At 66.8% G+C, this 12,156-nt stretch carries 11 protein-coding genes and 2 tRNA genes; 9 read left to right on the top strand and 4 right to left on the bottom strand.

Going from position 1 to position 12,156, the window contains the following annotated elements; translation table 11 throughout:
• Window positions 1-51 precede the first annotated feature (51 nt).
• On the top strand, window positions 52-504 hold the full coding sequence (locus JVX90_RS11680; RefSeq protein ID WP_205328942.1) for an SRPBCC family protein: 453 nt from the start codon (window positions 52-54) through the stop codon (window positions 502-504).
• Between the two features lie 222 nt (window positions 505-726).
• On the opposite strand, the gene JVX90_RS11675 is transcribed toward JVX90_RS11680, so the two are convergent.
• On the bottom strand, window positions 727-1,395 hold the full coding sequence (locus JVX90_RS11675) for a trypsin-like serine protease (RefSeq protein ID WP_205328941.1): 669 nt from the start codon (window positions 1,393-1,395) through the stop codon (window positions 727-729).
• A 283-nt stretch (window positions 1,396-1,678) separates the two neighbouring features.
• Between JVX90_RS11675 and serA the strand changes: the two genes are divergently transcribed.
• Together serA and JVX90_RS11665 are read left to right on the top strand one after the other, a co-directional pair.
• Window positions 1,679-3,274: a phosphoglycerate dehydrogenase gene (gene serA, locus JVX90_RS11670; RefSeq protein WP_205328940.1), complete on the top strand. Its 1,596-nt coding sequence runs from the start codon at window positions 1,679-1,681 to the stop codon at window positions 3,272-3,274.
• Window positions 3,271-4,281, top strand: a complete 1,011-nt coding sequence (locus tag JVX90_RS11665; protein WP_205328939.1) for a 3-isopropylmalate dehydrogenase — start codon at window positions 3,271-3,273, stop codon at window positions 4,279-4,281. The genes serA and JVX90_RS11665 overlap by 4 nt, the downstream gene beginning before the upstream one ends.
• A 273-nt stretch (window positions 4,282-4,554) precedes the next feature.
• Here the strand turns inward: JVX90_RS11665 and JVX90_RS11660 are convergent, their stop codons facing one another.
• Window positions 4,555-5,772, bottom strand: coding sequence for an MFS transporter (locus tag JVX90_RS11660; protein ID WP_205328938.1), 1,218 nt, complete (start codon window positions 5,770-5,772; stop codon window positions 4,555-4,557).
• Between the two features lie 84 nt (window positions 5,773-5,856).
• Here JVX90_RS11660 and JVX90_RS11655 point away from each other — a divergent pair, with 84 nt between their 5' ends.
• The 5 genes from JVX90_RS11655 (at window position 5,857) to JVX90_RS11635 (ending at window position 9,279) form a co-directional block, all read left to right on the top strand.
• The gene (locus JVX90_RS11655) at window positions 5,857-6,627 is read left to right on the top strand and encodes a fumarylacetoacetate hydrolase family protein (RefSeq protein WP_205328937.1); all 771 of its coding nucleotides are present in this window, start codon (window positions 5,857-5,859) and stop codon (window positions 6,625-6,627) included.
• A gap of 29 nt (window positions 6,628-6,656) precedes the next feature.
• Window positions 6,657-7,457 (top strand): alpha/beta hydrolase, encoded by an 801-nt coding sequence (locus tag JVX90_RS11650; RefSeq protein ID WP_205332396.1) that lies wholly within the window; start codon window positions 6,657-6,659, stop codon window positions 7,455-7,457.
• Window positions 7,458-7,501: 44 nt separating this feature from the next.
• The gene (gene gltX, locus JVX90_RS11645; protein WP_205328936.1) at window positions 7,502-8,986 is read left to right on the top strand and encodes a glutamate--tRNA ligase; all 1,485 of its coding nucleotides are present in this window, start codon (window positions 7,502-7,504) and stop codon (window positions 8,984-8,986) included.
• 98 nt (window positions 8,987-9,084) lie between these two features.
• Window positions 9,085-9,156 (top strand) — tRNA-Gln (locus JVX90_RS11640).
• A gap of 50 nt (window positions 9,157-9,206) precedes the next feature.
• Window positions 9,207-9,279, top strand: a tRNA-Glu gene (locus JVX90_RS11635).
• 117 nt (window positions 9,280-9,396) lie between these two features.
• On the opposite strand, the gene JVX90_RS11630 is transcribed toward JVX90_RS11635, so the two are convergent.
• A complete protein-coding gene (locus JVX90_RS11630) occupies window positions 9,397-9,894 on the bottom strand; it encodes a PPOX class F420-dependent oxidoreductase (RefSeq protein WP_205328935.1) in 498 nt (165 codons plus the stop codon).
• Window positions 9,895-9,912: 18 nt separating this feature from the next.
• On the bottom strand, window positions 9,913-10,617 hold the full coding sequence (locus tag JVX90_RS11625; RefSeq protein ID WP_205328934.1) for an IclR family transcriptional regulator: 705 nt from the start codon (window positions 10,615-10,617) through the stop codon (window positions 9,913-9,915).
• 96 nt (window positions 10,618-10,713) lie between these two features.
• On the opposite strand from JVX90_RS11625, the gene leuC reads away from it, so the two are divergent.
• Window positions 10,714-12,150 carry a 3-isopropylmalate dehydratase large subunit gene (gene leuC / locus JVX90_RS11620; protein WP_008381135.1) on the top strand — a complete coding sequence of 479 codons (1,437 nt, stop codon included), beginning with the start codon at window positions 10,714-10,716 and terminating at the stop codon, window positions 12,148-12,150.
• The last annotated feature ends 6 nt before the right edge of the window (window positions 12,151-12,156 follow it).

The raw sequence follows: 12,156 nt of genomic DNA, 5'->3' as shown, positions 1-12,156 counted from the left end.
CAGGCACAGCCGTGTGCCTGATGGTCGGATCGCAGATGACAGGGAGAAATCATGCCGGGCGTGCGCCAGACGGTGACCACACACAGTCCACGCGAGCAGGTGTTCGCGTACGTCGACGACTACCGCAACGTGCCCGACTGGATGTTCGGCGTCACCCGCTTCACGCCCGTCACCGACCAGACCTGCGGACTCGGCGCCACGTATCAGGCGACGATGAAGATCGGCCCGAAGAACCTAGACTCGACCCTGCGCGTGACCGAATGGGAAGAGGGCCGTGTACTCGTCCTCACCTCCATCGCAGGCTTCGACGTCCAGACCGGCTGGCGATTCGCCGACGGCGACGACGGAACGACAGTGGTCGACGTCAACTTCGACTACGAGCTCCCCGGCGGAATCGCAGGACGAGTCCTGGGCGCGATCATCGAGCCCGTGGTCGGACAGGCGGTGAAGCAGACGGAATCGGCGCTTCGTGCTGCGGTTGAAGGTGTTCCTTCTTCGTCTTAGGGTGCCTGCTCTACGTGGGCGGCATGGGGCGGACGGTCACCTCGTCGGCAGTCCTCGCGGGCTCGCCTAGCGGCTCGCTCGCTGCGGAGGGCTCCTCGGCGACCATCCGCCCCATGCCTTCGCTGTAGGTGAAGCCTCGAGCTGCCAATTCTGGTAGGTGTGAAATGACGAAAAGAGCGGCGGCCCCTCGGGGCCGCCGCTCTTTTCGCTGTGCTGTTCTGGTCAGGCCAGACGGAAGTTGCCGTAGCCCTGGCGTGCAAGACGGTTCAGGATCGTCTTGGAGCTCGTGCCCGTCTCCGGTCCGGCGCAGGACAGGAAGTAGTAGGCGTTGACCATGCCGACCAGGCGGTTGCCGACGACGACCGGGCTGCCGGAATCGCCCTCGATGACACACATCTGGCTGAAGTGGCTCTGGTTGTCCGAGAACCACGTGACACCGCAGGTCTTGCCCGTGGTGCGGCCTGTCTTGCAGACCACCGTCGGGAACGAGATCGGGCGGGTGTCGATCGAGCGGATCGTCACGCCTCCGACAGTGCGGACCGGTGCGACCTTCGCAGCATCGAGGCGGATGATCGCCATGTCGACGTCCGACGCGCTGTACACGATCGTGCCGATCTGGCCGCGCTGCTGGTAGCGCTCGGAGAAGACGCGCTGGCCGGGGCGGCCGCAGTGACCTGCGGTGACGGCGATCAGCTCACCCTTGTGCGAGCCCGACGCGGGACGACCGACAGTGGTCACGGTGCAGGCTGCGGCAGTGTTCCCGCCCTTGAGGACGAGGATTCCCGAGCCGCCGCCGAGCGGGACTCGCGGTGCGGCATCGGCGCTGCCGACACCGATGAGAGACGACACCATTGCCGCCACGACGGCGAGGACCACCATCAGCTTCTTCATATTCACTCCACTCGCGTTCTGTTCAAAGACCCCCACGGACGCGCCGCAGACCATCCCACTTTATGCGCATCGGTGCCCCGAACCCCAGGGCCCACGTGCCTCAGGAGCCGGTCGTGACTCAATCGATACGCGGTCTGCAATGTACCGGTGCTGCGTGTCGGCCACCACAATCGCAGATGGGCGGGTACGAGCCCACGGTCGCAGGGCACTAGAATCGGCAGTGCTGAATCGACCCGCGACATCTTCTCGACGGTGTCCGCAACCTGAGAATCTGGAGAACACTGTGACCGATGCCGGCCGCCCAGTCGTCCTGATCGCCGACAAGCTCGCCCCCTCGACCGTGGAAGCACTCGGCGGCGACGTCGAGGTCCGCTGGGTCGACGGCCCGGACCGCCCCAAGCTTCTCGAAGCTGTGGTCGACGCCGACGCCATCCTCGTCCGTTCGGCGACGACCGTCGACGCCGAGGTGCTCGACGCGGGCAAGAAGCTGAAGATCATCGCCCGCGCAGGCGTGGGACTCGACAACGTCGACGTCCCGGCTGCCACCGCACGCGGTGTCATGGTCGTCAACGCTCCGACCTCCAACATCCACTCGGCAGCCGAGCACGCCGTCGCGCTCCTCATGTCGGCCGCACGTCAGGTGCCCGCCGCTGACGCGACCCTGCGAGAGCACACGTGGAAGCGCTCGTCGTTCTCCGGCGTCGAACTCTTCGACAAGACCGTCGGCGTTGTCGGCCTCGGCCGCATCGGCCAGCTGGCTGCGGCTCGCCTCGCCGCGTTCGAGACGCACATCATCGCGTACGACCCCTACGTCTCGGCGGCCCGCGCCGCACAGCTCGGCATCGAACTGGTCACCCTCGACGAACTCCTCGAGCGCGCTGACTTCATCACCATCCACCTGCCCAAGACCAAGGAGACCGCAGGTCTCATCGGCGCAGAGCAGCTCGCGAAGGTGAAGAAGGACGTCATCATCGTCAACGCCGCCCGTGGCGGCCTGATCGACGAGCAGGCGCTCGCAGACGCCATCACCGAGGGCCGCGTCCGCGGCGCCGGCCTCGACGTCTTCGACACCGAGCCCTGCACCGACTCGCCGCTGTTCGAGCTGCCTCAGGTCGTCGTCACTCCGCACCTCGGTGCATCAACCGCCGAAGCGCAGGACCGTGCGGGCACCGACGTCGCCAAGAGTGTTCAGCTCGCCCTCGCAGGCCACTTCGTCCCCGACGCCGTCAACATCACCGGCGGCCCGGTCGACGACGAGGTCGCACCGTGGCTCGAACTGTCCCGCAAGCTCGGCGTCCTCGCGGGCGTCGTCGCGGGCGGCATGCCCACCAACCTGACCGTCGAGGTCCGTGGTGAACTCGCCGCCAGCCCCGTCGACGTGCTCGGCCTCTCGGCCGTCCGCGGCCTCTTCTCGGCCGTGGTCGACGAGCCGGTCACCTTCGTGAACGCCCCGGCAGTCGCCAGTGAGCGCGGCGTGAGCCACGAGGTCGTCACGGAGTCGGAGAGCCCGAACCACCGCAGCCAGGTCGACGTCAAGGCTGTGTTCGCGGACGGCAGCACCGTCAACGTCGCGGGCACCCTGACCGGTCCGCGCCAGGTGCAGAAGATCGTCAATGTCAACGGCCGCAACCTCGACCTCCGTGCCGAAGGCCGCAACCTGCTGGTCAGCTACGCCGACCAGCCGGGCACACTCGGCAAGATCGGTTCGCTCCTGGGTGACGGCGGCGTCGACATCGTCGCCGCGGCACTCGCGCAGGACGCCGACGGCGAAGGCGCCACCATGCTCCTCCGCGTGGACCGCGAGCTCGACGAGGCGCTCCTCGCCTCGATCGGCGACGCCGTCTCCGCGACCCTCATCAAGCAGGTGGACCTCTCGTGAAACTCGCAGTCATCGGCGGCGACGGAATCGGACCCGAGGTCACCGCGCAGGCGCTGAAGGTGCTGCGCAAGCTGCACCCCGACGTCGAGACCACCGAGTACGACTTCGGTGCTCGCCGCTACCACGCGACCGGCGAGCTCCTGACCGACGAGGACGTCGCGTCGCTCCGTGAGCACGACGCGATCCTCCTCGGCGCCATTGGCGACCCGTCGGTGCCGTCCGGCGTCCTTGAGCGCGGATTCCTGCTGAAGCTGCGTTTCATCCTGGATCACCACGTGAACCTGCGCCCGTCGTACCTCTTCGACGGTGTGAAGTCCCCGCTGGCCGGCGACCCGAAGATCGACTTCATCGTCGTCCGCGAAGGCACCGAGGGCCCGTACACGGGCAACGGGGGCGCGATCCGCGTCGGCACACCGCACGAGGTCGCCACCGAGGTCAGCGTCAACACGCGGTTCGGCATCGAGCGTGTCATTCGTGACGCGTACGTCCGGGCTCAGGCGCGCAGCAAGAAGCTCACGTTGGTGCACAAGAACAACGTGCTGCAGTTCGCCGGCGGCATGTGGACCCGCGCGGTGGAGGAGATCGGCAAGGAGTTCCCCGACGTCGTCACCGACTACCTGCACATCGACGCGGCGACCATCTTCATGGTCACCGATCCGGGCCGCTTCGACGTGATCGTCACCGACAACCTGTTCGGCGACATCATCACCGACCTCGCGGCTGCAGTGTCCGGCGGCATCGGTCTCGCCGCGTCGGGCAACATCGACGCGACGCGCACCAGTCCGTCGATGTTCGAGCCGGTCCACGGCAGTGCCCCCGACATCGCGGGCCAGAACATCGCCGACCCGACAGCGGCGATCCTCTCGGTTGCGCTGCTCCTGCGTCACCTCGGCGACGACGAGGGCGCTGCCCGCGTCGAGAAGGCCGTCGCGTCCGACGTCGCCTCGCGCGGCGAGAACCGCGGTTCCACCACCGAGGTGGGCGACCGCATCCTCGCGCTCGTCTGATCTGCACTACCGAAAGGACCGCACCGGCTTGATGTCGGTGCGGTCCTTTGGTCGTGCGTGCTTCGGCATCAAAGATGCTGGGGACGGGGATCGTGAAACTCGGTTTCGCTGCCTCATGCGTTGGATCTCGTGCCTCAGCTTCGGCACGTTTTCTACGTTGAGGCACGAACACAGTCGACTGCAGGGGAGTCCACTCAGCGAGACGGAAGGGCACGGCGCAGGTCGAGTCGCTCCTGCTGTCCGAGCGTCTTTGAACCCGAGTCGCAGCCCGACCTAAGTCTCCTCGACGCCAACAGGCTCCTCGCGGCCACGTACGGCGTCGCGCGGCACCAGTCCGATGGCCACGAGCGGAGCGGCCGCGGCGACGGCGAAGGCGGCGGGGTACCCGGCCGCCTCGATGACACCGCCGAACAAGGGAGTGGTCGCGGCGGTCGTCACGTACTGGGCGGTGTTCTGTACGCCGAGGCTGCGGCCGCTCCACGCCGGGCCTGCGAACTCGGCGATCGCGGTGAATGCGAGCCCGTTGTCGGCGACGGTGCTGATCGAGGCGAGCACCATCACGGCGGCCGCGACGGGGCTGCCGATCCAGTCGGTCAGTGCCAGCAGCGCGGTCGACGCGCCGGCGGCGACGGCGATGTAGCGGACCGGACGCATTCGCGAGCCCATCACGTCGGACAGTCTGCCCGCGGCGATCCGCCCGAAGGCTCCCGTCACCTGGGTCGCGGTGACCAAGGCTCCCGCTCCGAACGCCGACCAGCCGTGCCCGACGATCAGCCAAGCGGGCACAAAGGTCCACAGCATCGACTGCGGAATCACCAGCAACACGCTCACCGCGTGGACACGCTGCAGGAAGCGGGAGCCGCGATACGGGTTGCCCGTCGGGACTGATGTTTCCGCCGACGGTGCGGGCGGGTCGACGACCGCGGCGGCGACCGCGATCAGTCCGATCACGGTGACAGCAGCGGGCACAGTCAGGGCCGCGGCCAGCCCCCATCGATCGGCGAGCACCGGCATCGTCAATGCGCACACACCGATTCCGAGGGGCTGCGCCATCTGTCGGACGCCCATCGCTGTGCCGCGCTGGTCGGCAGGGAACCACCCGACCACGATCCGACCGCTTGCGCCGTTCGCGGCGCCGGATCCCAGTCCGCCGATCAGCAACGGGATCACCAATGCGACGAACCCTCCGCCGGTCTGGGCGACGATGAACGCCGCGAGGGTGCCGACCAGGGTGACCGTCAGGGACACCAGGAGCACGCGCCGCTCTCCGAAACGGTCGAGTGCGGCGCCCCACGCGATGATCGTCAATGTCAGCCCGATGGTGGGGACTGCGGCCAGGGTGGCGGCATCGGTCAAGGAGATTCCGTGGTCGCGGTGAAGCACTGGGATCACGTACGCGACACCGGCCGTGGCGCATGTGGTGGTCATGGCGGCGATGAGGGAGCAGACGAGCATCGTCCACCGTCGGGTCGCTGACATCGCATGGGTCATCTGCACACCTCGCAAGTATCTCAAATAGTGGAACAATCATTTCATATTCTAGAACAGGATCGGACGTACGTTAATCTTCGGGGTATGAAACTGGGTCGTGTCGCAAGTCCGGACGGTGTCGCATTCGTCTCCGTCGAAGGTGAAGAGGGCCAGGAGATCGCCCGTGAGATCGCGGAGCATCCGTTCGGTGATCCGACGTTCACCGGCCGAACCTGGAAGCTGGCCAACACCCGTCCGCTGGCGCCGATTCTGGCGACCAAGATCATCGCGATCGGCAAGAACTACGCCGCACACGCAGCTGAGATGGGTTCGGAGGCTCCAGCCGATCCGGTGATCTTCTCCAAGCCGAACACGTCGATCGTCGGTCCTGGAGCGGCGATCGTCCGGCCGCCGTCGTCCGAGCGTGTGGACTTCGAGGGTGAGCTGGCGATCGTGATCGGCCGCCCGTGCAAGGACGTTCCCGCGGCGAAGGCGAACGACGTCATCCTCGGATACACCGTCGCCAACGATGTGACCGCGCGAGATCAGCAGGCGTACGACGGCCAGTGGACTCGGGCGAAGGGATACGACACGTTCTGCCCGCTCGGCCCGTGGATCGTCACCGACTTCGATCCGTCCGACGTCGCGATTCGCACCGAACTCGACGGCGAGGTCAAGCAGTCGAGCCGCACGTCGTTGATGCTGCACTCGATCGGCGAGATCGTCGAATGGGTGTCGCGGGTGATGACGCTGCTTCCCGGCGACGTGATCCTGACCGGAACGCCCGAGGGGATCGGCCCGATGGTCGCGGGCCAGACGGTCTCGGTGACCGTCGAGGGTATCGGCACGCTCAGCAATCCGGTGATCGACAAGTGACCCGACCCGGCCGCGTCGCTCCCGTCCAGGTGCGCAACGGCGACGTGGTGCTGTCGTGCACAGCGGTGGGCGACGGCCCCCTCGTTGTGATGGTGATGGGCACCGGAAGCCCCGGGCGAGTGTGGCACGCGAACCAACAGCCCGCCTTGGTCAAAGCGGGCTACCGAGTCGTGACCTTCGACAACCGCGGTATCGCGCCGTCGAGCGAGTGCGCGAACGGTTTCACCTTGGCCGACATGGTGGCCGACACCGCCGCCGTGATCGAGCACTTCGGCGCGCCCGCGTTCGTCGTGGGGACGTCACTCGGCGCACGGATCGCTCAGGAGCTGGCGCTTGCGAGGCCCGAACTGGTTCGGGCCGCGGTGATGCTCGGCACTTATGGCCGCACCACTCCGCTGCTCACCGCGTACAACGAGGGCGAGCTGGCGTTGCTCGACGCCGGGCGTGAGCTGCCCGCACCCTTCTTCGCCGCGATCACAGCGCACATGAATCTGTCGCCGACGACGTTGGCGGACGATCGTTCCGCGCGTGACTGGCTCGACATCATCGGGTTCGGCGGCCAGTCGTCCACGGCGGGCGTCCGCGCGCAGCTCAACCTGCCTGAACGCGATGAGAACCGTCTTGCCGCGTACCGGTCCATCACTCGACCTGCGCTGGTGGTGGGGTTCGCCGACGATCGGACCCTTCCTGTGCATCTGGCCCGCGAAGTGGCCGATGCGATTCCGGGATCGCGGTACGAGGAAGTGGCCGACGCCGGGCACTTCGGGTACCTGGAACGACCGGGGGCCGTCAACGACCTCGTGGTCGGATACCTCGACTCCCAGCGTTGACGCCGGACGCGAGTAGACGACGCTGATGACATAGGCTGACCTGCATGACTACCGGTGAAAACGTTCGCGTCCGATTCTGTCCGTCACCCACCGGAACCCCGCACGTCGGGCTCGCTCGGACGGCCCTGTTCAACTTCGCGCAAGCCCGCCACACGGGCGGCACGTTCGTGTTCCGCATCGAGGACACCGACGCGGCGCGCGACAGCCAGGAGTCGTACGACGCGATCCTCGACGCACTCCGCTGGCTCGGCCTGGAGTGGGATGAGGGCCCCGAGGTCGGCGGCCCGTACGCGCCGTATCGGCAGTCCGAACGCAAGCAGTTGCATCTCGACGTCGTCGCTCAGCTTCTCGCCGAGGGAGAGGCGTACGAGGCGTTCTCGACACCCGAGGAGGTCGAGGCGCGTCACCTCGCGGCGGGGCGCAACCCCAAGCTCGGGTACGACAACTTCGACCGCGACCTGACCGATGAGCAGCGTGAAGCTTTTCGTGCGGAGGGTCGCAGTCCGGTTGTGCGTCTGCGGATGCCTGATGCAGACCTCACGTGGGACGACCTGGTGCGCGGCACCACCACGATCAAAGCGGGCACGGTGCCCGACTTCGCGCTCACTCGCGCCAACGGCGACCCGCTGTACACCCTGGTGAATCCGGTGGACGACGCACTGATGAAGATCACGCACGTCCTGCGCGGCGAGGATCTGCTCTCGTCGACGCCTCGGCAGATCGCGCTGTACCAGGCCCTCATCCGGATCGGCGTCGCCGACGCGGTGCCGGAATTCGCTCACCTCCCGTTTGTGATGGGTGAGGGAAACAAGAAGCTGTCCAAGCGCGATCCCGAATCGAACCTCTTCCACCATCGCGATCGTGGATTCATCCCGGAAGGGCTGCTCAATTACCTCGCGCTGCTCGGTTGGGGATTCTCGAGCGACGAGGACATCTTCACTCTTGACGAGATGATCGGCGCCTTCGATGTGCGCAACGTCAACTCGAACCCGGCGCGCTTCGACCAGAAGAAGGCCGACTCGATCAACGCCGAGCACATCCGTCGGCTGGATCCCGCCGATTTCGCGTCGCGCCTGCGCGTGTTCCTGACTGCTTCCGGCCGTCTGAGCGAGGCGGTGGACGAGGAGCAGTTCGCGGTCGTCGCAGATTTGGTGCAGACCCGCATCCAGGTGCTCGGCGATGCGTGGGACCTCATCAAGTTCCTGTACGTCGACGACGCCGATTTCGCGTACGACGAGAAGGCTGCCGCCAAGAACCTCGGCGCGGACGCCGTGCCGATTCTCGACGCCGCGATCGCCGTGTGCGAGGCGGTCGAGGCCTGGGACACCGCGTCGTTGGAGGAGGGGCTCAAGTCGGCTCTCATCGACGGGCTCGAGCTGAAGCCGCGCAAGGCCTTCGGTCCGGTCCGTGTGGGTGTCACCGGCGCCGCTGTGAGCCCGCCGCTGTACGAGTCGATGGAGCTGCTGGGTCGTGACAAGACCCTCGCGCGCCTGGCTCTTGCGCGTCAGGTCGCCGAAAAGGCATCCTGACCTGCCGATTTGTGGTTTGGGGTGGAGTTGTTGGTAATGTACTCCACGGCCCGAGAGGAGCCAGGCGGTCTCGCCCGGTGACGATCGGATCAAACCCTTGGGGTATGGTGTAATTGGCAACACAGCGGTTTCTGGTACCGCCATTCTAGGTTCGAGTCCTGGTACCCCAGCGATGTACACGGGTAAAAGCGTGTGTATCATAACTGAACAAGTGTTCTAGGGCCCCGTCGTCTAGCGGCCTAGGACGCCGCCCTCTCAAGGCGGTAGCGCGGGTTCGAATCCCGTCGGGGCTACAAGACGATGATGGCCCTCGGTCGCGTAAGCGACCGAGGGCCATCATCGTTTTTGTGATTCAGCGCTGTGATTCGAGGAGGAGCGCAGCGACGGAGTCCCGTCGGGGCTACTCGATGTCAGGTGTAGAACTCGGCGGTGGAACCGGTGAGTGGCATGTCGGGCAGTCCGAGCTTGCCGTGGTCCCACGAGCGGACGCGAGTCGGGACGAGGCGGACCGCGACGCGCTTGTTCATCATGGCTTCGACGGCCGGCTTGAGGTCGTCTGTGTAGGGCCCGTTGTAGCGTTCCCAGATGCTGATTCCGACGGCGAGGCAGGTGGCGGGATCGTCGTGGATCTCCGTCGTGCCTTCGATGCTGACGCCGCGCAGGGCGTTGTAGGTGAGTCCGTCTTCGATGAGGATCGTGGCGCGTGGGTCACGCCGCAGGTTGACGACCTTCTGTGACTTCGCCTTGGTCTCGATCCAGATCTCACCGTCGATGACGGCGTACCACATGGCGATGAGGTGGATCCCGTCCTTCCCCTGGGTGGCCCAGGTGCCGGTGCGGTGCTGATTGATGAATTCAGTGATCTCGTCGTCGGACATCACGATCTGCGAGCGTTGCTTCGTTCCCATGATCGAACGTTAGCGAAGTCACTGCAGTCGTGCACCGATGGCGTCGGCCGCACGGATGAGTTCGGCGGCGAAACGTTCACCCGGCCGACGTCCCAGTCGACCGATGGGGCCGGAGATGGAGACGGCCGCGACGACAGTTCCGGAGGCGTCGCGCACGGGCGCCGAGGCGCTCGCGACGCCGTCGATCCGCTCGGCGGCACTCTGGGCCCATCCGCGGCGTCGGATGTCGGCGAGTGATCGTTCCGTGTACACCGATTCAGGGATCAGGGCGTCGCGGATGTCGGGGGCGGCCCAGGCGGCGAGGACTTTGGCCGCGGATCCCGCGGACATGGTGTATCGGGTGCCGACGGGAACCGTGTCGCGGAGGCCGGTCGGGGGCTCGGACGCTGCGATGCAGACGCGTTCGGATCCCTCGCGGCGATAGAGTTGAACTGACTCTCCGGTCGCTTCCTGCAGTCGCGGGAGGACCAGGAGCGCGGCTTCGCGGACGTCGTCTCGAGCCGTCGCGGCTAGGCGCGCCAGGGCCGGTCCGGGCGTCCAGCGGCCGCTGTCGTCGCGGGTGAGGAACTCGTGGACTTCGAGTCCGACGGCGAGCCGGTGTGCGGTGGCGCGCGGCAGGCCGGTGGCGTCGCACAGCTCGTTGAGGTTGCGTGGCTTGACCGCGACGGTCTCCAGGACCGCCACGGATTTGTCCAGCACGCCGATTCCGCTATCCTTTCCCATAGGACGATACTAGCTGTCCAAATACTGGGAACAAACACATCCTGGGATCAAACGCCGACCGGCAGCCCCGGTCGAAGTGGAAGAGGCAAGTGGCGCATGAATGACACGACTGCCAAGCCGCGGACCCTGGCCGAAAAGGTGTGGGACGACCACGTCGTCGTTCCGGGCGAGGTCGACGCGAGTGGCAACACGAATCCGGACCTGATCTACATCGATCTCCATCTGGTGCACGAGGTGACGAGTCCGCAGGCCTTCGACGGCCTGCGTGTGGCCGGGCGCAAGCTCCGCCGCCCCGACCTCACCATCGCGACAGAGGACCACAACGTCCCCACCGTCGACATCTTCAGCCCGATCGCCGACCAGGTGTCCGCACTGCAGGTCGAGACGCTGCGCCGCAACTGCGAGGAGTTCGGTGTCCGCCTGCACCCGATGGGCGATGCCGAGCAGGGCATCGTGCACGTCGTCGGCCCGCAGCTGGGGCTCACGCAGCCCGGTATGACGGTGGTGTGCGGCGACAGCCACACCTCGACGCATGGAGCGTTCGGTGCGCTCGCGATGGGCATCGGCACCTCCGAGGTGGAGCACGTCATGGCCACTCAGACCCTGTCGCTGCGCCCGTTCAAGACCATGGCCATCACGGTCGACGGCGAACTGCCCGACGGCGTCACCAGCAAGGACCTGATCCTGGCGGTCATCGCCGAGATCGGCACCGGTGGCGGACAGGGCCACGTCCTCGAGTACCGCGGTCCCGCAGTGGAGAAACTGTCGATGGAGGCGCGCATGACCATGTGCAACATGTCCATCGAGGCCGGTGCCCGCGCCGGCATGATCGCCCCCGACGACATCACCTTCGAGTACCTCAAGGGCCGCCCGCATGCCCCGCAGGGAGACGACTGGGACGCCGCGGTCGAGTACTGGCGCAGCCTGCGCACCGACGACGACGCCGTGTTCGATCGCGAGGTCCACATCAACGCCTCCGAGCTCACCCCGTTCGTCACCTGGGGGACCAATCCCGGGCAGGGTCTGCCGCTTGGCGCCAGCATCCCGGACCCCGCCGACATCGTCGACGAGACCGAGTCGCTGGCCGCGTCGCGCGCCATCGAGTACATGGGCCTGACGCCCGGGACACCACTGCGCGAGGTCAAGGTCGACACCGTCTTCGTCGGTTCGTGCACCAACGGCCGCATCGAGGACCTGCGGGCCGTGGCCGAGGTCCTGAACGGCCGGACGATCGCCGACGGCATGCGAATGCTGGTGGTCCCCGGCTCGATGAAGGTCCGTGCTCAGGCCGACGAGGAGGGCCTCGGCGAGATCTTCACCGCTGCGGGCGCCGAGTGGCGCATGGCGGGCTGCTCGATGTGCCTCGGCATGAACCCCGACCAGATCTCGGCGGGCGAGCGATGCGCGTCGACGTCGAACCGCAACTTCGAAGGCCGTCAGGGGAAGGGCGGTCGGACACACCTCGTGTCACCGGCCGTCGCCGCCGCAACCGCCGTGCGCGGGTACCTGGCCGCACCGGCCGATCTGGTCTGAGCAGGA

Source organism: Gordonia sp. PDNC005, from assembly GCF_016919385.1.
Classification (GTDB): domain Bacteria; phylum Actinomycetota; class Actinomycetes; order Mycobacteriales; family Mycobacteriaceae; genus Gordonia.
This window is presented reverse-complemented; position numbering and strand designations above follow the sequence as displayed.

Coding starts and splice junctions, on each gene's coding strand:
- JVX90_RS11660 (WP_205328938.1), bottom strand. CDS start 5,772: ATGACCCATGCGATGTCAGCGACCCGACGGTGGACGATGCTCGTCTGC.
- leuC (WP_008381135.1), top strand. CDS start 10,714: ATGAATGACACGACTGCCAAGCCGCGGACCCTGGCCGAAAAGGTGTGG.
- gltX (WP_205328936.1), top strand. CDS start 7,502: ATGACTACCGGTGAAAACGTTCGCGTCCGATTCTGTCCGTCACCCACC.
- JVX90_RS11680 (WP_205328942.1), top strand. CDS start 52: ATGCCGGGCGTGCGCCAGACGGTGACCACACACAGTCCACGCGAGCAG.
- JVX90_RS11630 (WP_205328935.1), bottom strand. CDS start 9,894: ATGGGAACGAAGCAACGCTCGCAGATCGTGATGTCCGACGACGAGATC.
- JVX90_RS11655 (WP_205328937.1), top strand. CDS start 5,857: ATGAAACTGGGTCGTGTCGCAAGTCCGGACGGTGTCGCATTCGTCTCC.
- JVX90_RS11675 (WP_205328941.1), bottom strand. CDS start 1,395: ATGAAGAAGCTGATGGTGGTCCTCGCCGTCGTGGCGGCAATGGTGTCG.
- JVX90_RS11625 (WP_205328934.1), bottom strand. CDS start 10,617: ATGGGAAAGGATAGCGGAATCGGCGTGCTGGACAAATCCGTGGCGGTC.